The organism is Pseudooceanicola atlanticus (genome assembly GCF_000768315.1).
In the GTDB taxonomy this organism is placed as follows: Bacteria; Pseudomonadota; Alphaproteobacteria; order Rhodobacterales; family Rhodobacteraceae; genus Pseudooceanicola; species Pseudooceanicola atlanticus.
On record NZ_AQQX01000004.1, the window covers coordinates 1 to 17,923 of the forward strand.

General features: G+C 60.1%; 16 protein-coding genes. 3 read left to right on the forward strand and 13 right to left on the reverse strand.

Annotation, left to right across the window (positions count from 1 at the left end):
* Window positions 1-437 precede the first annotated feature (437 nt).
* The 4 genes from drt3b to ATO9_RS25050 all read right to left on the reverse strand — a co-directional run bounded on the left by drt3b (window position 438) and on the right by ATO9_RS25050 (window position 4,319).
* Window positions 438-2,609 (reverse strand): antiviral reverse transcriptase Drt3b, encoded by a 2,172-nt coding sequence (gene drt3b, locus ATO9_RS11165; protein ID WP_081979544.1) that lies wholly within the window; start codon window positions 2,607-2,609, stop codon window positions 438-440.
* Window positions 2,593-2,784, reverse strand: coding sequence for a hypothetical protein (locus tag ATO9_RS24270; protein ID WP_156127844.1), 192 nt, complete (start codon window positions 2,782-2,784; stop codon window positions 2,593-2,595). Before ATO9_RS24270 ends, drt3b begins: the two co-directional genes overlap by 17 nt.
* 273 nt (window positions 2,785-3,057) lie before the next feature.
* The gene (drt3a, locus tag ATO9_RS24275) at window positions 3,058-3,975 is read right to left on the reverse strand and encodes an antiviral reverse transcriptase Drt3a (protein WP_156127845.1); all 918 of its coding nucleotides are present in this window, start codon (window positions 3,973-3,975) and stop codon (window positions 3,058-3,060) included.
* Window positions 3,976-3,989: 14 nt separating this feature from the next.
* On the reverse strand, window positions 3,990-4,319 hold the full coding sequence (locus ATO9_RS25050) for a hypothetical protein (RefSeq protein ID WP_156127846.1): 330 nt from the start codon (window positions 4,317-4,319) through the stop codon (window positions 3,990-3,992).
* A gap of 535 nt (window positions 4,320-4,854) precedes the next feature.
* Here ATO9_RS25050 and lexA point away from each other — a divergent pair.
* Entirely contained in the window at window positions 4,855-5,556 is a 702-nt protein-coding gene (gene lexA, locus ATO9_RS11175; protein WP_043749689.1) for a transcriptional repressor LexA, read from the forward strand.
* Here lexA and ATO9_RS11180 read toward each other — a convergent pair.
* Window positions 5,550-7,586 carry a ComEC/Rec2 family competence protein gene (locus tag ATO9_RS11180; RefSeq protein WP_043748804.1) on the reverse strand — a complete coding sequence of 679 codons (2,037 nt, stop codon included), beginning with the start codon at window positions 7,584-7,586 and terminating at the stop codon, window positions 5,550-5,552. The genes lexA and ATO9_RS11180 overlap by 7 nt on opposite strands.
* Window positions 7,587-7,683: 97 nt before the next feature.
* Between ATO9_RS11180 and gltX the strand changes: the two genes are divergently transcribed.
* Together gltX and ATO9_RS11190 are read left to right on the forward strand one after the other, a co-directional pair.
* Entirely contained in the window at window positions 7,684-9,099 is a 1,416-nt protein-coding gene (gene gltX, locus ATO9_RS11185; protein ID WP_043748806.1) for a glutamate--tRNA ligase, read from the forward strand.
* Window positions 9,100-9,169: 70 nt separating this feature from the next.
* Window positions 9,170-10,465, forward strand: a complete 1,296-nt coding sequence (locus ATO9_RS11190; protein ID WP_043748807.1) for a citrate synthase — start codon at window positions 9,170-9,172, stop codon at window positions 10,463-10,465.
* Window positions 10,466-10,534: 69 nt separating this feature from the next.
* On the opposite strand, the gene ATO9_RS23465 is transcribed toward ATO9_RS11190, so the two are convergent.
* The 8 genes from ATO9_RS23465 to argC form a co-directional block, all read right to left on the reverse strand.
* A complete protein-coding gene (locus ATO9_RS23465) occupies window positions 10,535-11,686 on the reverse strand; it encodes a Hint domain-containing protein (protein ID WP_052418258.1) in 1,152 nt (383 codons plus the stop codon).
* Window positions 11,687-11,823: 137 nt separating this feature from the next.
* On the reverse strand, window positions 11,824-12,600 hold the full coding sequence (locus tag ATO9_RS11200) for an enoyl-CoA hydratase-related protein (RefSeq protein ID WP_043748810.1): 777 nt from the start codon (window positions 12,598-12,600) through the stop codon (window positions 11,824-11,826).
* A 65-nt stretch (window positions 12,601-12,665) separates the two neighbouring features.
* Window positions 12,666-13,115 (reverse strand): cytochrome c-type biogenesis protein, encoded by a 450-nt coding sequence (locus ATO9_RS11205; RefSeq protein ID WP_043748812.1) that lies wholly within the window; start codon window positions 13,113-13,115, stop codon window positions 12,666-12,668.
* Window positions 13,112-15,085, reverse strand: a complete 1,974-nt coding sequence (locus tag ATO9_RS11210) for a heme lyase CcmF/NrfE family subunit (protein ID WP_043748814.1) — start codon at window positions 15,083-15,085, stop codon at window positions 13,112-13,114. The genes ATO9_RS11205 and ATO9_RS11210 overlap by 4 nt, the downstream gene beginning before the upstream one ends.
* 122 nt (window positions 15,086-15,207) lie before the next feature.
* A complete protein-coding gene (locus tag ATO9_RS11215) occupies window positions 15,208-15,744 on the reverse strand; it encodes a holin family protein (protein ID WP_043748817.1) in 537 nt (178 codons plus the stop codon).
* Window positions 15,735-16,349, reverse strand: coding sequence for a holin-associated N-acetylmuramidase (locus ATO9_RS11220; RefSeq protein ID WP_043748821.1), 615 nt, complete (start codon window positions 16,347-16,349; stop codon window positions 15,735-15,737). Before ATO9_RS11220 ends, ATO9_RS11215 begins: the two co-directional genes overlap by 10 nt.
* A gap of 62 nt (window positions 16,350-16,411) precedes the next feature.
* Window positions 16,412-16,870 (reverse strand): cytochrome c maturation protein CcmE, encoded by a 459-nt coding sequence (gene ccmE, locus ATO9_RS11225; RefSeq protein WP_043748824.1) that lies wholly within the window; start codon window positions 16,868-16,870, stop codon window positions 16,412-16,414.
* A gap of 9 nt (window positions 16,871-16,879) precedes the next feature.
* Window positions 16,880-17,908 (reverse strand): N-acetyl-gamma-glutamyl-phosphate reductase, encoded by a 1,029-nt coding sequence (gene argC / locus ATO9_RS11230; RefSeq protein ID WP_043748827.1) that lies wholly within the window; start codon window positions 17,906-17,908, stop codon window positions 16,880-16,882.
* Window positions 17,909-17,923: the final 15 nt, after the last annotated feature.

A 17,923-nucleotide genomic window follows, 5' to 3' on the forward strand; every position in this document is an offset into this window, starting at 1 on the left:
GTTGGCGCAGACTCTACATTAAGGTGAGGGATTTCGCGGGGGGCAGGTCAAGGGCCTTAGGCGCTGTCCAGAACAGCGCAGGTCGGCCCAATGCAGACTTTCATCGGTCGACATGTGGCCGCAGTGCAGCTTCACTAGCCCGGACATTCGAAGCGTCCCGCAGCATTTGTGACAGGGCAAGGTCGGAAATCAGAGGTTCGCGGCGCAGCGGCAATTTTAGAGGTGCCCCGCATTGATAGGGCAATCTACACATGCTCTGCTATGTGCGCCGAGGATCACGCCCCCATCCTCGGCAGCAGACTCCCTTTTGACAAGTTGGTCTGCGAAGGCCTTGTGTGTAAGCAGTCAGCGCTACACGACCATCAAATACCGAAGCATTAAAAGGCGAGCGACGCACATGCCATTTCCGTCGGGCGTGGCCTCCACCGTCAATACAACTAACGCGACCGTTTCTTGTCAAGCTCCAAGGTCAAGTCAAAGCCTGACCAATCAATGAACCAGTGCGTATGGCATTGGCCAAGGTCGCGCATGAAACTCGGTGACTTACCCGCCGCCTTTGACAAGGTTTGTTTTTCTACTGGCTTAAGATGCGGACAGGTCGCCAAGTCTAAAAAGGTTATGAGTAGCTCTGCGTCTTTCTGCAGGTCGTGCTGTCGATTTCTGAAACGCTCAGCGAGTGCATCAATCAGACCCTTTTTGAAATTAGAATATCTGGCCTGATTCCTGATGTATAGAAGGCATACATCAGCTGTAAACATATCAATGTCTGAAAAATTTATTTGCCCCGAGGCCCTGTCAAACTCGGCGCCCAAAAAAAGGCATAACTGCTCTTGATTGTACCGATAGTATCTCCCCAACTTCATGTTGGCCAAAATCAAGTAAAGAGTTTCGATTCGCCTCGTTTCGGAGCCGCTGTACTTTCGTAGACACCAATGCAGGTTGTCCGCAATAGATTTGAGAACCCTTTCCTTGGTGTCAAACCCAACAATGATCTCATGTATCTCATCTACAATCATGCAGATTAATCGAGTAAGTCTAACTGAAAAATTCACCTTGGGGGTGGTTGCAAAAACGAAAAAGCTGAATTCTATCAGGTTTTGAAGATTCCTGCTTAAATCCACTTCTGACAGCGGCATATCGGTTATACCGTTGTCCTGAAATTCTTTCATCGCCCTCTTGTGGGAGCGCAGCCATGAGGCAGTTCTCCACTCAAGGTTGGAAAGCGTGAAGTTTAGCAGACTTGCGTAGGTTGTGCTTGTAGACTTTATAGCGGCCTTGAATTCAACGATTAGCTTATTGGCGCTAATTTTGTGATCTGGATAGCGAATATCTCCGGCGGATTCTTGTGCATAATCTTTCTGCTCTGGATTTAGATGGCTGCTGAGAATCTCCTTAATCTTATTTTTTGCTATAGTCTCGTTTGTTATGATGGGTTTCTCAATCGTGTGCTGCTTCTCTCGGCTAAGAGACAGTTTGAAATCTCGTAGCTGCGCCTCCAAAGTGTCGCAAAACAGCTTTGATGTGGCCTCTGAGTTGTAAAAGAGGAAATAGTCATCGACATATCGAAAAGCCTCGTAGTCCTTCCTGTGAAACGCACTTTGCCCACTTACGCCCATTCTCAACTGCTTTTCGACTTCTCCATCTACCTTTTGAAGAATTAGCTCAGCAAAAATTCTAGATATTTCCGGCCCAATGATGATGCCATTTGTCTCGCCATCATTCATGTTTTGCATCAACTTATCAATTTTCGAGGCGAAAGTGCGCGAAGCGGTCGTATCATCCCTAGTGATCGCGTCCTTCTCAACTTCTTTTGACAGTATTGCCCAGGAGATGGAGTGCGAATAGATGCTATCGAAGCACCGACTGATGTCGAGCTTTAGAAGCTTGTCAAATTTTTTCTCGGCATTGTGGTATAGCTTGGATTCATAGAAGCGATAAACGTTGCTGTACCTGTGATATCTAAAGAAGGACCCTAGGTGGTCGTACTCTTTGTGGCTTTCCTCTAAGAAGTGAAAGCCCTGAGCCATTCTTTTTCCGTGAATTAGGTCATTGAAGTAAATTAATTGTGCTACAGAATCTGGCTTTCGGATGGAAAAAGGGCTGATTCCGGAGTAATAAAGTATATCTGAAGAGTATTTTCCGTAAAACTCAGACGCTAAAAATTGATTGACCGGGTGAGGTACGGATAGCCGTCGGAAGGACGCCTCTTTGTGGCTAATGTCAAATGAGTACGCGCGGTTCCGACTGGAATAGTCTTTTAGCTTTATACGTCGCATTTTTAAGGTGTCGCCGTTTCGGGTGAAGCGGCCGCCAGACGTACTTCCACCGTCCACAGCCACTTCAAAATGCTCCACGCGGTTAACGTCATCGATCCCTTGAAGCACAAAGGAAATAGCGGAATCATATTTTGAGTTGTTCGCTGACCACTCGATGTAGGTTTTGGTTTTCTTACTACCAGGAACTGCATGAGTTACTAGCTTGGGATTGGTTTTCTGAAGGAAGTCGAAGAAACCTCCAGAATTGAAACCTGGCGGCACCTCAAATGGTAGGAGCTCGGTGAGAACCGGTCGAAAGCTCCTCGACTTGGACAGACTAACCTTTTTCCGCATAGGACCACGCTCCAACAATTTTATTCATTTCATCGCGGTCGCCTGGCTTCTTATGCCGGTTAAACCTGACCATTCGACGACGCATGAAGCCGATTTCAAAAGAAAGCTTATTGACCTCTGATTTTAGTGTGGGTTTTGCGGAAAGCTCTCTCCAAGCCCAAAGCGACAGAATCATGTCCAAGTCCCTCAACTGAGTGAGGTCGGTTAAAATCGGATTTGAGAAATATATCCCAGTATGCGCATTGCGCTTGGCGTTGCTCAGTTGAGTGTTTCCTGTTAGAAAGCGAAGTCTAGCAAGAAGCGACCTATATGCTCGCTTTTCATTTATGGATTTGTCCCTCTGGTATTCTTTCAGGGTCCTAATCAGCCTGGTGCGGTATCGGTCCATCTTTTTTTGAGAGAGTGCGACTTTAGAATTTTCTCCGCTACAGTGAAACACGCAACCAAGTTACTCTAAATTTGGCCTCTTCGAGAGAGAGACCTCGTATGTCTTGCCCTCATTTACCTCCAGACCAAAGGAAATAATGACCTGAGAGACACTGGGAAGGCGTGGTTGACTGTCTAAGTGTTTAGGTTGTGCAAAGAATACAATAATGTCGTCAACATATCTTGCGTAAAAGCACACGCCTTCTAGCTGCTTTATTTTTTCATCTAAGTCGCGCATGTAGAGCTCAGCTAAATCCGCGCTCACGTTCACTCCTCTCGGGATGCCCTTGTCCGTTCCGCCATTTGCAGTCGCATAGGTCTCTAGTACTTGCTTCAATATTCTTCTAGATTTTATACTCAAAAGGGAATCAAATTCAAGCTTCTCGATTAGCTTTTCTTGTGGGGCAGACTCATAAAAGGTCTTAATGTCCGCTCGGACAATATGATACTTGTATCCGTCCATTGCCATATTTAGGATTTGCGAGCATATTGCACTCCCGCTCGATTGCTTCACCCTATAAATTCGCCGGATGTTAATCGCAGTCTGCTTTAGTGCATAGTATTCGTCAGGCGTCTCTCCATACGCATAAGTCGGCTTTCCATTCGCGAAACCTGAGTGGAGTGATACGGAGAAAGATTTGCTTGATATTATTTCAGATATTCGTTGAAGTTCGTGAGTAAGAAGCTCACGCTTTCTTTTCTTTTCTGTCTTTAGGTTTTTGAATAGATTTCTAGCTTGCTCCTTGCGGGCCGCGGTTAGCTTTGAGCTTTGGGAGCTGTGCTTTTTGTAAAAATTCCTAATCGCACGTGCCTTCCGGTCAATTCTTAGGTTGGCCCGGTGAACGTTTGGGAAAAAGTCCTTATCTTTATTGACGCCGTTGCGGTTGTCTAAGTCATTGACTTCGAGAAAGCTTTCTGCAGAGTAAGCTTGTTGGCTCACGGTTTTCGACTGTTTTAAAATTCTAGGACACTTCTGTGAGCTTCGATCGAAAGTGTCAGAATTTCAAGCCCTTGCTGGAAGGGGTTTCGTGCTTTGATGCAGATCAATGGCTGAATTGAGGTGATGCGGCTTGATGGGGCTGCGCGGGGTTCATCGGCTTCGGTTTGGGCGACGCCGTCGGTGAACGTGCCGCCTTCGATCGTGTGCGGCAACTGGTTCTGGCAGTTCAGCTGGCGCCATTTCTGCGCTCTGACCAGAGTGGAGACTATCAGTTTTGAGGTTTTCTGTGAGTGGGCTCCCTTAGTCTGGATAGTGCGATGACGGACAGTTGCTAAGAGGCTCATGATCAGATTCGAGGCCCTCAGGGCACCTCGATATCGTGTCTGGTTTCTACGCACGGCATCCAATTTTGATCCCTGCAGCGAATGTCGGCTACCCGCCCTCCCTGTAGGTGCCCCAGGGTTCCGCGGCGCGATCCTGGTCGAGTGTCCGCTTCCGTGATCTGGCTGAGCTCAGTTCGCACGCGCAGAGAAGGTCCGGAATCCGCCCTTCCGGCCCGCCTGCTGGCGCGTGAGTTGCCAGAGCTTCCTCCTCCCTACCGTAACTAGCAACTAAAGTACTTACATCCTTCGTCGGATACCGTCACGACACGCCAAGCTGTTCCGCAATACGATCCGATCTGAGGTCGATTGGGTGGGCTCGCCAGCCTCGCGTCCGAATGTGCCCCACACACGCAACCGACCGCGCACCGACGTAATACCGACGTTGTACCGACGTGATACCGACGTCCCGAAAAGCGCCCTGTTCCGCCGCCAGTTGACACAAAACGTGAACACGTGTAGAACAAACGTTAACAGAAAGGGCGAGGGAGTAGTGCCTGTGCTGACCAAGAAGCAACTAGACCTGCTGGAATTCATCCACAAACGGGTGCAGCGCGACGGCGTGCCCCCCTCTTTCGACGAGATGAAGGAAGCCCTTGATCTGCGGTCGAAATCCGGTATCCACAGGCTGATCACGGCGCTCGAGGAACGCGGTTTCATCCGTCGTCTCGCGCACCGCGCCCGTGCCATCGAGATCGTGAAACTGCCAGAAAGCCTCGGCGGTGACGCGAACGGCTTTGTTCCCCGCGTCATCGAAGGCGGCGCACCCGATCCCGAACCCGCGCTCAGCCCCTCCCTCCCCGTCGAACCTGTCCACGCGCTCGAGCTTCCGGTTATGGGGCGTATCGCCGCCGGTGTCCCGATCGAGGCGATCAATCAGGTGTCGCATCACGTCGCCGTGCCGGGCTCCATGCTGGCGGGCAACGGCAATCACTTCGCGCTTGAGGTCCGGGGCGACTCGATGATTGATGCGGGGATCAATGACGGGGACGTGGTCGTCATCCGTGAAACCCAGACTGCTGATAACGGTGACATCGTCGTGGCCCTCGTCGAAGACCAGGAGGCGACACTTAAACGCTTCTTCCGCCGCACCGGCCAGGTCGAACTGGTCGCAGCGAACCCTGCCTACGAAACCCGTGTCCTGCCCGCCGACAAGGTGAAGGTGCAGGGCCGTCTGGTGGGCCTGATCCGCACCTACTGATCGTTCGACGGCCAAAACGGCCTTTCGCGAATATCTTCGGTATTCCAAAGCCTTCGGCCCGCAACCTCGCGGGCCGTTTGCTGTTTCAACCCGGCTTCCGACCGGATCAGCGACACGGCCCCCATGTCCCGCAAACGCGCCGGAGAATAGACCGCGCAGGGCAAATCCCGCGGCGGATCATGGGTCATGACCAGAACCTCGCCCGCTGTGCAGGTCACCGAATCCGCGGCGCGCTTGCCGGTCAGGTGACGCACCCTGCCCTCGCCGGACCAGAGAGCCGCTGCAATGGCCTGATCCGCGGCCGAACCGTCATTTTCCAACCAGACGGAAGCGACGAACCCCGCCCCGCGCGGCTTGCTGAGGGCGCGACCCTCGGGGCCAAGCACGCCGACAAGCTCTCCGCGCGAGGCGATCAGGATGTCCGGACGCTGCGCCCCGGCCCAGAGCCAGATCATCGCGACCAGCGGCAGGACACCCAGCCATCGCAACCATCCCTGCCAAAGGACCAGGATCAGACCGCCGATAGCGTAGAGCGGCAGGACCGCCGGCCCGGGCGCCGGGACGTGTCGGACGGCCTCCGGCCAGGCAGCGACCTCTCTCGCCACCAGCAGGATCCAGTCGAGGCCCCAGCCCATGACCCAGAGGGGGATCGCCTCCAGACCGAACGGCATCAGCGCCAGTGCAACGACACCGGCCGGCATCACCAACACGCCCATCAGTGGCACCGACAGCAGATTGGCGATCAGCCCGTACTGTGACAGCGTGTTGAAATGCGCCGCGCCGACCGGGGCTGTCGCGCCCCCCGCCACGGCGGAGGAGAGGATGACCGTCAGCACCGCCGCCACCGGTTTCGGCAATCCGCGTCCCTTGCCGCGCAACAGCCCGAAGACCGCGACCAGCGCAGTCGTCGCGGCGAAGGACATCTGGAAACCCGGGGATAACAGCGCCTCGGGGCGCAGGATCAGCACGACCAGCGCCGCAAGGGCCAGCGCCCTGAGGGAAAAGGCCCGGCGCATCACGACCAGCGCCAACAGCGCCACGGCAGCCATGACATAGGCCCGTTCCGTCGCGATGGCCGCGCCGGACAGGACAAGATACCCGGTCGCCGCAGCAAGAGCCGCCAGCGCCGCGATGGACCGCAGCGGCCAGTTCAGCGCCACCGGCCGGATCGCCGCCCCGATCATCCGCAAAGCGGCAAAGACAAAGCCGGCCACCAACCCCATATGCAGCCCGGAAATCGCCAAGAGGTGCGCGAGGTTCGTCTGCCTGAGCGACTCGATCAGCGGCTGCGGCAGGGCGGAGCGGTCGCCGGTCAGGATGGCAGACGCGAAGGCCCCGGTCTCCTCCGGCATGGCCGCGCGTATGCGGGATGCCAGCGTCAGGCGCAGGGACAGCACGCGCATCGCACCGGGCTGCGCTGGATGCAGGGTCAGCACCGGCACGCGGGTGTAGCCGATGGCGCCAAGGCCCTGAAACCACGCATGTCTTTGGAAATCGAAGCCGCCGGGTTCAACCGGACCACCGGGCGGTGACAGATGCGCGGTGGCCAGTATGGTTCGGCCCGGCTCCAACCGCGTGAAGCCCTGGTCGCCGTGCAGGGAGATACGGACGCGGTCCGGCGTGCGGGCGGGCGCCACGTCATCCAGCCGCACCCGGTCGAGGGTCAGGCGCACAGCATCGGAGGCCGAGCGGTCGATCCCGATGATCCGTCCCTCCACCGGGCCATAATAGCGAAAGCCCAGCACCGGCGCGGCCATCATATGCGCGCGCACCGCCCCAAGAACCAGCCCCGCCGCGACGAGCGAAATCAGCCAGAGCGGCGGCCCGATCAGGGCCCCGCCGCGCAAGGCGAGGCCGCCGATGGTCACTGCGACAAGCCCGGCCAGACCGATCAGTGCAATCCCGGGTTCTTCGGGCAGCATGAAATAAAGTCCGATGCCGAATGCCAGGCAGACCGGCACCCAGGGAAACAAATGCCCGCGCTGGATCAGCAGCAGCTGGGCCAGACGCTGCCGTCGGGACAGGGGCATCTCGGACGGGTCCTGCGGCACTTGTCACCCCCCTTCGGGCCAGCTAGATAATGCCCAGCTTGGCCCTCCCCTGGTTAATGAAAGGTTACAATCGACCGTGTCCACTCAACCCGAGACCGTCGAAACCGTTACCCGTTTCGCCCCTTCCCCCACTGGTTTCCTGCATATCGGCGGCGCCCGTACGGCGCTGTTCAACTGGCTGTATGCGCGTGGCCGTGGCGGAAAATTCCTGCTGCGGATCGAGGATACGGACCGCGAAAGATCGACCCCCGAAGCGACCGAGGCGATCCTGAAGGGCATGGAATGGCTGGGGCTGGACCACGATGGCGACGTGATCAGCCAGTTCGACCGCGCCGACCGTCACCGTGAAGTCGCGCTGGAGCTGCTGGAGGCCGGCAAGGCCTACAAGTGCTTCGCCACCCAGGACGAGATCCAGGCCTTCCGCGACGCGGCCAAGGCCGAGGGGAAATCCACCCTGTTCCGCAGCCCCTGGCGCGATGCCGATCCCGCGACCCACCCGGACGCGCCCTACGTGGTGCGTTTGAAGGCGCCCCGCGACGGCGCCACGGTGATCCGCGACCAGGTGCAGGGCGACGTGACCATCCGCAACGACCAGCTGGACGATCTTGTCCTGCTGCGCTCGGATGGCACGCCGGTCTACATGCTGGCAGTGGTGGTCGATGACCATGACATGGGCGTGACCCACGTGATCCGGGGCGACGATCACCTGAACAATGCCGCCCGCCAGATGGCCATCATCGAGGCCATGGGCTGGCCTGTTCCCGTCTACGCACATATCCCGCTGATCCACGGCCCCGACGGAAAGAAACTGTCCAAGCGGCACGGCGCGCTCGGCGTCGAGGAATATCGCGACATGGGCTATCCGGCCGCAGGCATGCGCAACTACCTTGCGCGGCTGGGCTGGAGCCACGGGGACGACGAGTTTTTCGACGACGCACAGGCCAAGGAATGGTTCGACATCACCGGGATCGGCAAATCGCCGGCTCGGCTGGACTTCAAGAAGATGGACAATATCTGTGGCCAGCACATCGCCGCCACGGAGGATGCTGCACTGCTGCATGAACTGGAAGGTTTCCTGGCTGCAACGGGCCGCCCCGCCCTGGAACCGGCCAAGCGCGAGATGATGCTTTCGGCGATGCCGGTGCTGAAAGAGCGGGCCAAGACATTCCCCGAACTGCTTGATAAGGCTCACTTCTGCCTGACGGATCGCCCGATCGGGGTCGAAGACAAGGCCGCCAAGAACCTGACCGAGGACAGCCGCGCATGGCTGTCCGATTTGACGCCGCAGCTGCAAAGTGCTACGTGGGACCGTCAGACCTTGGAGGGCCTATTGAACAGCTTTGCCGAAGATCGGGGCCTCAAGTTTGGACAATTGGCAGGACCCTTGCGCGCCGCACTCGCCGGCCGGGCCGCCACACCCAGTGTTTTCGACATGATGCTTGTTCTCGGACAGGAGGAAACGCTCCTCCGCATCGGAGATGCAGGGGCGTAACGCTCCGGCAACTCGCACCATTTAGAAGGGGCGCGCGGCGCTTACCCGCGCGGAATAGAGGAAGGGAAGTATGACTGATACGAACAAAACGGCAACTCTGACACTCGATGGTCAGAACTATGAACTGCCTGTACTTTCGCCGAGCGCCGGACCCGATGTGATCGACATTCGCAAGCTGTACGGTCAGGCGGATGTGTTTACTTATGACCCCGGTTTCACCTCCACCGCGTCTTGCGAAAGCGCGATCACCTATATCGACGGCGAGGAAGGCGTGCTGCTGCACCGCGGCTACCCGATCGACCAGCTGGCCGGCAAATCGCATTTCCTCGAAGTGTGCTACCTGCTGCTTTACGGTGAACTGCCCTCCGCCGCGCAGCTGGAGGATTTCGAGAAGCGTGTGACCAACCACACCATGGTGCACGAGCAAATGCACCGGTTCTTCACTGGTTTCCGCCGTGACGCGCACCCGATGGCCGTCATGGTCGGCGTGGTCGGCGCGATGTCGGCCTTCTACCACGACAGCACCGACATCTCGGACCCTTGGCATCGCGAGGTCGCCTCGATCCGCCTGATCGCCAAGATGCCGACGATTGCTGCGATGGCCTACAAGTACTCGATCGGTCAGCCCTTCGTGTACCCGCGCAACGACCTCGACTACGCGTCGAACTTCCTGCGCATGTGCTTTGCCGTCCCGGCCGAGGAATACCAGGTCGACCCGATCCTGAGCCGTGCGATGGACCGCATCTTTACCCTGCATGCGGATCACGAGCAGAACGCCTCGACCTCGACGGTGCGTCTGGCGTCGTCCTCGGGTGCGAACCCGTTCGCCTGTATCGCTGCCGGCATCGCCTGCCTCTGGGGCCCTGCCCATGGCGGTGCGAACCAGGCCGCGCTGGAAAGCCTCAAGGAAATCGGCACGCCGGATCGCATTCCGGAATTCATCGCCCGCGCCAAGGACAAAGACGACCCGTTCCGCCTGATGGGCTTCGGTCACCGCGTCTACAAGAACTTCGACCCGCGCGCGAAGGTGATGAAGCAATCCGCAGATGAAGTGCTGGACCTGCTGGGGGTCGAGAACAACCCGATCCTCGCCGTCGCGAAGGAACTGGAAAAGCAGGCGCTGGCCGACGATTACTTCGTCGACCGCAAGCTGTTCCCGAACGTGGACTTCTATTCCGGTATCATCCTCGAGGCCATGGGCTTCCCGACCTCGATGTTCACCCCGATCTTCGCGCTGTCGCGCACCGTCGGCTGGATTTCCCAGTGGAAGGAAATGATCGAGGATCCGGGCATGAAAATCGGCCGTCCGCGCCAACTTTATACCGGTGCGACCGCGCGCGACTATGTCGAGGTCGAGAACCGCTAAGTCACTAGCTGACTGCACAAGATCAGGAACCGCCGGGCCCTGCCCCGGCGGTTTTTTCTTGGCCCGACTTTATAAGGCGGGGGCCAGGACCAGACCGTTCTGCCGCCGACCATGCGCCTTGCGGCGTGCGAAGCGGGCGGTCAGGTCGCGATACTCCCTGCCCCGCCCCAGGCGCCGGGCCGGCTGACGCGCGGGCGGGCAGGTGGTGAAATCGGGAAACAGCTCTTCCAGCTCGCGGCGATGCGCGCGGGGCAGATCGCGCGCAGCGGTTTCGCCGATCAGCATGCTTTCGGTGGGCATGCCGTTGGCATAGATGACCTCGTGCCGGTCCAGCAGGATATGCCGATAGGTGACCCCGTCCCCTGCCCCGATCCGCCGCACACCGGGCAGGAAATCCAGGTGCTTCACGGCGATCAGCAGGTCGATGTCGCCGCACATCTTCTCGACGATGCGGCCGCCGGTCAGCAGGCGGTGCTGAGGCGACAGGGTCAGGTCGCGCATCGGCAGCCCGGCCCCGAAGCAATCGGCCTTCACCCTGTAGGGGCGCAGGTGTTTCTTTTTCTCGAGATCGGCCCCGGTTAGGACTGTCGCCCCGATCCAGCGGATCGGTTGGGGTCCGTGATCACGGGTCATGACCAGATCACCCACCTTGAGCGCGGTGATCGGGCGGTTGCCCTCAGGCGTGCGGATCATCGCGTCGTCGGTGAAGCAGGCCACGAAATTCAGGTCGTCGCGGGTCGTCTGGAATAGCCCGCCGTAATCGGTGTTGTCGACGCTGGTGATCTGGAAGGACGTCACCGCGCGATCGTCCAGCGTGGTCTGGGTGTCCCAGATCGTCAGGAACAGCGCGCCGGTCTGATCCTGGAAGACAGCGAAGGTTCCGGATTCGGTCGACCCGTCGTTGTAGGTGATGATGCCCTGGACCTGGGCCGCGGAATCCATCTGTGTGGTGACCGGCCCGTCACCCACATCGTAGCTGATCGTGTCGGGCGTCCCCTGATCCGCATGATCCAGCGCCACCTGATCTTCGGCGTCGGAACCACCATCGCCGCTAGGGCTGTTGGTCGTCACGTCCGTGATGTGCTTGTAGAGCGGATCGCCCGAAGACCCGTAAGTGGTCACCAGGGCGCCCGGATTCTCCATGACATTGTTACCCTCATCCGTATCCAGATCGGCAAACGTGCCGAGATAGAGGGTGGAAATCGTGACGTTCAGTGCCATTTTCTGCTCGTTTGTGTGGCGGCTCGTGATTTGCCCCTTAGGTCACCCATCAAGCCGGCGGCACTATGAACAGAAAATGACAATATTGCGTTTAAGGTAATATTGTTTACCTGATCTTTACAACTCAAGGGTGCAGATCAGCGCCCCTCGAAATGCGGCGGGCGCTTTTCGATGAAGGACATCACGCCTTCCTTGAAGTCGCGGGATTGGCCGCAGGCGCCCTGTGCCTTGCCTTCGTGATCCAGCTGCCCTTCCAGGGTTTCACCCCAGCTGCCGCGCAGGGTTTCCTTGATCTTGCGGAAGGCCATGGTCGGCCCCTTGGCGAGGTAAGCCGCACGGGATTGCCATTGTTTTTCAAAGGCATCGTCCTCGACCGCTTCCCAGATCATGCCCCAGGCATCCGCATCCCGGGCCGAGATCTTCTCGGCGAACAGCGCCGCGCCCATGGCCTTGGGCGACCCGATCGAGCGGGGCAGCCAATAGGTGCCAGCTGCGTCCGGGATCAGGCCGATCCGGCTGAAGGCCTGCAGGAAATAGGCGCTTTCGCTGGCGATCACGACATCGCAGCTGAGCGCGATATTGGCGCCCGCACCGGCAGCGGCACCATTCACGGCGGCGATGGTGGGGATCGGGCTGTCGGCGAGGGCCCGGACCAGCGGCTGGTATTCGTCCCGCAGGGTGCGTTCGAGGTCGGGATTGGCCACGTCGCCGCTGTCGCTGAGGTCCTGGCCCGAGCAGAAGGCCGGCCCGTTCCCCGTCAGCACGATCACCCGCGCCTTGTCGGCAGAGCTGCGGACCGCATCGGTCAGTTCGGCCCGCATCAGGCCGTTCAGCGCGTTGTATTTTTCCGGGCGGTTCAGCCGAATGACCGCGATGTCGTCGGCGATATCCAGGGTGATGGTCTGATAGGTCATGGTGGCCTCCCTTGTCTCGGGCCCATCCAATCGGAACGGACCCGAGACGCAAGGAAAACCGAGCGTCAGCGGTCGAGAATTTCTTTCAGCCGCGCCTCTTCATCGGTGCTCAGCACCTCTTCCTGGCCCTGGCCCCGCTTGCGGACATAGGCAAAGCCGATCCCGAAGGCGAGCAGCAGCATCGCGGGCCCAGCCAGCCACAGGATCATGTTGGTCCCGCCGGTGCGCGGCTGCAGCAACACGTATTCACCGTAACGCTCGGTGACGAAATCGATCACTTCCTCATCCGTGTCGCCCGCCACCAGCCGTTCGCGCACCAGCAGGCGCAGGTCGCGGGCCAGGTCGGCATTGCTGTCGTCGATATTCTCGTTTCGGCAGACAAGGCAACGCAGGCCCTTGGACAGCTCGCGCGCGCGGGTTTCCAGCGCCGGGTCGTCCAGCACCTCGTCGGGCTGCACCGCGAGGGCGGTCATCGGCATCAGGACCAGCAACAGGATCGTCAGAAAGCGTTTCATTCCGCGGGCACCCCCTGCCCCTTGTTCGGCGTGGGCGTGCGACGGGCGCCAGCCGCAACGCGGTAGCGGCGATCCGACAGGCTGAGCGCGCCGCCGATGGCCATCAGGATGGCACCGCCCCAGATCCAGTTGGCCAGCGGTTTGACATAGCTGCGGAAGGCCCAGCCCCCGGCATCCTGCGGATCACCGATCACCACGTAGACGTCCCGCATGATGCCATTGTCGATCCCAGCTTCGGTGGTGGGCATCCTTGCGACCGGATAGAAACGCTTCTCGGGGTTCAGTTGTCCGATCTCGCGCCCATTGCGCGACAGGGTCACGTGCCCGGTCGTCGAGATATAGTTCGGGCCCTGTATCCGCTCCACGCTGTCCAGTGTGATGTCGTAGCCGGCGAGGGTCAGGCTGTCGCCTTCCTGCATGACGCGGATATCCTCGCTCTGCCAGGCCAGCATGGCGGCAATCCCGGCGACGGTGACGCCCAGACCCGCATGAGCCGTGACGCGACCGTAATCATTGCGTGGCAGACGCAGCAGTCGCCCCGCCCCGCTGCGCCCGGTGCGCGCCCACAGGTCCGTCGCGGCCCCGGCCACCAGCCACGTGCCCAGCATCAGGCCGATGGGCCCAAGCGCGGACCGCCCCGTTTGCAGCGCGAAGACCAGCGCCAGAACGGCCACGGCCAGGATCATGGCGGGCATCAATTGCCGCATGACGCGGCCCAGCTTGGCCCGTTTCCAGGCCATCATCGCGCCCACAGGCAATGCCAGGCCAAGGCCCACGAAGAAGGGGGTGAAGGCCATGTTGAAGAACGGCTCCCCGACTGAAAGCTTGCGGTCGAAGGCAAGCTCGGAAATCAATGGCCAGATCGTGCCGACGAAGACGACAAAGGCGGCCACGGCCAGCAGGATATTGTTCAGCACCAGCATGCTTTCCCGGCTGACCAGCGAAAACACCCCGCGCGAGGACAGCGCCTCGGCCCTTGCAGCGAACAGGGTCAGCGCGCCGCCCATGAAGATCGCCGTGATCCAGAGCAGGAATACACCCCTTTCGGGGTCCGTCGCGAAGGCATGGACCGAGGTGATGATGCCCGACCGGGTGATGAACGCCCCGATCAGCGAGAAACCGAAGGCGACGATGGCCAGAAGGATCGTCCAGCTTTTCAGGCTTTCGCGCTTTTCCACCACGATGGCGGAATGCAGCAGCGCGGCCGCGATCAGCCAGGGCATGAAGGACGCGTTTTCCACCGGGTCCCAGAACCAGAAGCCGCCCCAGCCCAGCTCGTAATAGGCCCACCAGGAGCCGAGCGCGATGCCGATGGTCAGGAACACCCACGCAGCCAGCGTCCAGGGCCGGACCCAGCGGCCCCAGGCCGCGTCCACGCGCCCTTCGATCAGGGCGGCTACGGCAAAGGAAAACGCCATCGAAAGCCCGACATAGCCCAGGTAGAGGAACGGCGGATGGAAGGCGAGACCCGGGTCCTGAAGCAGCGGGTTCAGGTCGTTGCCATCCAGCGGCGGCTCCGCCAGGCGCAGGAACGGGTTCGAGGTGAAGATCAGGAAGGCGAGGAAGGCCACGCCGATGGCCCCCTGGACTGCGATGACCCGCGCCTTGAGCGTGGACGGCAACGCCCCGCCGAACCACGCGGCGGAGGCACCGAACAGCGCCACGATCAGCACCCAGAGCAGCATGGACCCTTCGTGATTCCCCCAGACACCGGTGATCTTGTAGAGCATCGGCTTCAGCGAATGGGAGTTCTGCATCACCAGCCGCAACGAGAAATCGGACGTCACGAAGGCATGGGTCAGCGCGGCAAAACTGAACGCGATCAGCAGGAACTGCGCATTGGCCGCGGGTTCTGCCACGGCCATCCAGCCCGGCCAGCGCCGATGCGCACCGATAAGGGGAACGACCGTCTGCACGATAGCGACAGCCAGGGCGAGGATCAGGGCAAAGTGGCCGAGTTCATTCAACATGGGGCATGTATAAAGCCCCATGCGATTTCGGCCAATGACTTCGCACGGATCGGGCGGATCACATTGTCGCGGGGGCGCCTGGTGGCGGGGTCATTCGCCCCCGCCCGGACCCTGTCACCGCGTCACGCCGCACGACTGGCCCGCCAGTCGCTGAGGGCAGGATTGGGATCGCGCGCCGCGGCCTGCTGGGCCTCGTCCTCCAGGCTGCGCAAGACCTTGGTGTTTTCGACCACCTGTGGAACGCGGGCCATGGTATGGGCGATATCCTTCTGGAATTGCTGCCCTTTCACCTGGTGACGTGCCCCGAAATAAAAGCTGACCACCGCCCCCATCAGCCACCACAACGCCTCTGGGACCAGGGCGAGGCCCTGCATCCGTTCCGCGAACCAGATCGGGTCCACCATGGCGGCGACGAACAGGCCAAGCGTCCCGAGGGCCAGCATCGGGCGCGGCAGCCGGTTGATCCCGTCCATCACCTGGTCAAACCAGCCGCGGCGGGCCCGGAACTCGGCCTCGTGCTGGCGGATCACGGCGGCAAAGCGGTCGCTCTCCCGTTGCCCCGCGGCCTCGGCATTTTCGCGAAAGACCTCGGCCGTTTCGCGCACCGCATTGCGCCCGCCGCCGAAGACGAGCGTCAGAACCTGACCGATCAACCCCATGACGCCACCCGTTCCCGAAAGTCACGGTCGGACATGTGGTAGCGGGGGGATATGAACTCCTCCGCCCGCGTGATCCAGCCACCTTTGCCGCCTGCCCGGCTGCGTGCATATTTGCGGCTCGCAGGGCGGCGGTCGGCCAGGGCGAAGTAGTAATTGCGCCGCGCGATCCCATAGGCGTCGGCGATATGATCCGGGGCGGCCTGCGCCGCCGCATGGGCCGCTGCAATCGTCTGCGGCCCGATTGCGCCATCAACGGTGATGTCGTGATCCATCCGGCGCAGCAGACGTTGCAGGATCTTCACCGCGTTGCGACCGGCATTGACCTGCATGTCAAAGACGCTGGCCCAGAGGACCTCTGGCAGATCAGAGATGCGGGGGCCGTGAAAGTATTGGTCGACGAAGAGCTCGACGGCCTGATCCCGGCTGAGCGCGCGGACGTCACGGGGGGTCACCGCGCCATCGCCATCCAGGTCCAGCCCAAGCCGTCGCATGGTGCCAATGGTCACGCCGAAATTGGTGGCTCCGCCCGGATCGTCCGGGTCGTTCACATAGCCGCCTTCCCGGGCCACGATCGCCCGGGCCATCTGCCTGATCGTCTGATCCATGAGGCCCTCCCGCAAGACACATTTGATGCGGGAAGGCTGGGCAAGATGGGTTAACGGAGGCTCTAGCTACCGCCCGTTGCGTCCTCTGGCTCCTGGTAGACGCCCTGTTCCTTCAACGCGTCCACGACCTCTTTCGGCATGTAGCTTTCGTCATGCTTTGCAAGGATTTCAGTGGCTTCGAAGGTGCCGTTCACCAAGCGCCCGGTGCCGATCATGCCCTGGTTCTCGGCAAAGAGGTCGGGCAGCAGGCCGGTGAAGGTGACCGGGATCGTGGCGTTGCCGTCGGTCACGGAAAAGCGGATCGCCTCTCCCTGGCCGCGCTGCAACGACCCTTCGGAGACCAGCCCGCCCAACCGGAAGGTTTCGGACGGCGATGGCGGTTCCTCGGCCACCTGGGTCGGCGAGCGGAAGAAATTGATGCCGTCCTGCATCGCGTAACCCACCAGCCCGGTTGCGATGGCCAGGGCCACGAAGGCCAGGACGATGATCTGGATACGGCGTTTCTTCTTCAGACCCTTCATGGCGTCACCTCATGGGAAAAGCGGAGCCATCATCAGCCCGGTCGTCTCCTCGATCCCGAGCATCAGGTTGGCGTTTTGCAAAGCCTGGCCCGACGACCCTTTGCAAAGGTTGTCGAGCACCGTGACGATGGTCGAGCGGCCCTCGATCCGGTCATCCTTCACCCCGATATGCACGAAGTTCGAGCCGCGCACGTCGTGGGTCGACGGCATCTCGCCGAACGGCAGAACCTTCACGAAGGGCTCGTTGGCATAGGCATCGTAGAAGGCCTGCAGGATTTCGCCCGACTCGCCGCGGACATAGCAAGTCGACAGGATGCCCCGGTTGGCGGGGATCAGGTGCGGCGTGAACTGGACCGTGACAGGTTTGCCGGCGATGGCCGAAAATTCCTGTTCGAACTCGCCCATATGCCGGTGGGTGCCGCCCACGGCATAGGCGTTGTAGCCCTCGGACAGCTCGGCATGGAGAAGGTTTTCCTTCAGGCTCCGCCCCGCCCCCGAGACGGCGCATTTCATGTCGAGGATGATATTGTCGAGGTCGATCACCCCGGCCCCGATCAGCGGACGCAGCGTGAACTGGCCCGTGGCCGCGTTGCAGCCCGTGCCGGCGACCAGCGAAGCCGCCTTGATCTCGTCTCGGTAGAATTCCGTCAGGCCATAGACGGCCGACTTCTGAAGCTCCACGGCGGCATGGTCATTGCCGTACCATTCCTTGTAGGCGGCCGGATCGCGTAGCCGGAAATCGGCCGACAGGTCGACGACCTTGGTGTGCTGCGCGATATGCGGGATCACCTCTTGCGAGGTCTTGTGCGGCAAGGCGCAGAAACACAGGTCGATCTGCGAGAAATCGATCTGTTCCCAGGTCACCAGCGTCGGCAGGTCCAGATGACGCAGGAAGGGAAAGACCGTGGACATGGCGAGCCCGGCCTTGGAATTGGCGGCAAGCGCCGTGATCTCCATCTCCGGGTGGGAGGAGATCAGCCGGATGAGTTCGGCGCCGGTATAGCCCGACGCACCGATGATTGCGATTTTCTTGGTCATGAGGCCCTCTTGAAG

What these genes read in the sequence shown, in the direction of transcription:
- ATO9_RS25050 (WP_156127846.1), bottom strand. Translation starts at nt 4,319, where the DNA reads ATGAGCCTCTTAGCAACTGTCCGTCATCGCACTATCCAGACTAAGGGA.
- ATO9_RS11180 (WP_043748804.1), bottom strand. Translation starts at nt 7,586, where the DNA reads ATGCCCCTGTCCCGACGGCAGCGTCTGGCCCAGCTGCTGCTGATCCAG.
- ATO9_RS11210 (WP_043748814.1), bottom strand. Translation starts at nt 15,085, where the DNA reads ATGTTGAATGAACTCGGCCACTTTGCCCTGATCCTCGCCCTGGCTGTC.
- ATO9_RS24270 (WP_156127844.1), bottom strand. Translation starts at nt 2,784, where the DNA reads ATGATTCTGTCGCTTTGGGCTTGGAGAGAGCTTTCCGCAAAACCCACA.
- drt3b (WP_081979544.1), bottom strand. Translation starts at nt 2,609, where the DNA reads ATGCGGAAAAAGGTTAGTCTGTCCAAGTCGAGGAGCTTTCGACCGGTT.
- ATO9_RS11220 (WP_043748821.1), bottom strand. Translation starts at nt 16,349, where the DNA reads ATGGATCAGACGATCAGGCAGATGGCCCGGGCGATCGTGGCCCGGGAA.
- argC (WP_043748827.1), bottom strand. Translation starts at nt 17,908, where the DNA reads ATGACCAAGAAAATCGCAATCATCGGTGCGTCGGGCTATACCGGCGCC.
- ATO9_RS11200 (WP_043748810.1), bottom strand. Translation starts at nt 12,600, where the DNA reads ATGACCTATCAGACCATCACCCTGGATATCGCCGACGACATCGCGGTC.
- ATO9_RS11215 (WP_043748817.1), bottom strand. Translation starts at nt 15,744, where the DNA reads ATGGGGTTGATCGGTCAGGTTCTGACGCTCGTCTTCGGCGGCGGGCGC.
- ccmE (WP_043748824.1), bottom strand. Translation starts at nt 16,870, where the DNA reads ATGAAGGGTCTGAAGAAGAAACGCCGTATCCAGATCATCGTCCTGGCC.
- ATO9_RS11205 (WP_043748812.1), bottom strand. Translation starts at nt 13,115, where the DNA reads ATGAAACGCTTTCTGACGATCCTGTTGCTGGTCCTGATGCCGATGACC.
- ATO9_RS11190 (WP_043748807.1), top strand. Translation starts at nt 9,170, where the DNA reads ATGACTGATACGAACAAAACGGCAACTCTGACACTCGATGGTCAGAAC.
- ATO9_RS23465 (WP_052418258.1), bottom strand. Translation starts at nt 11,686, where the DNA reads ATGGCACTGAACGTCACGATTTCCACCCTCTATCTCGGCACGTTTGCC.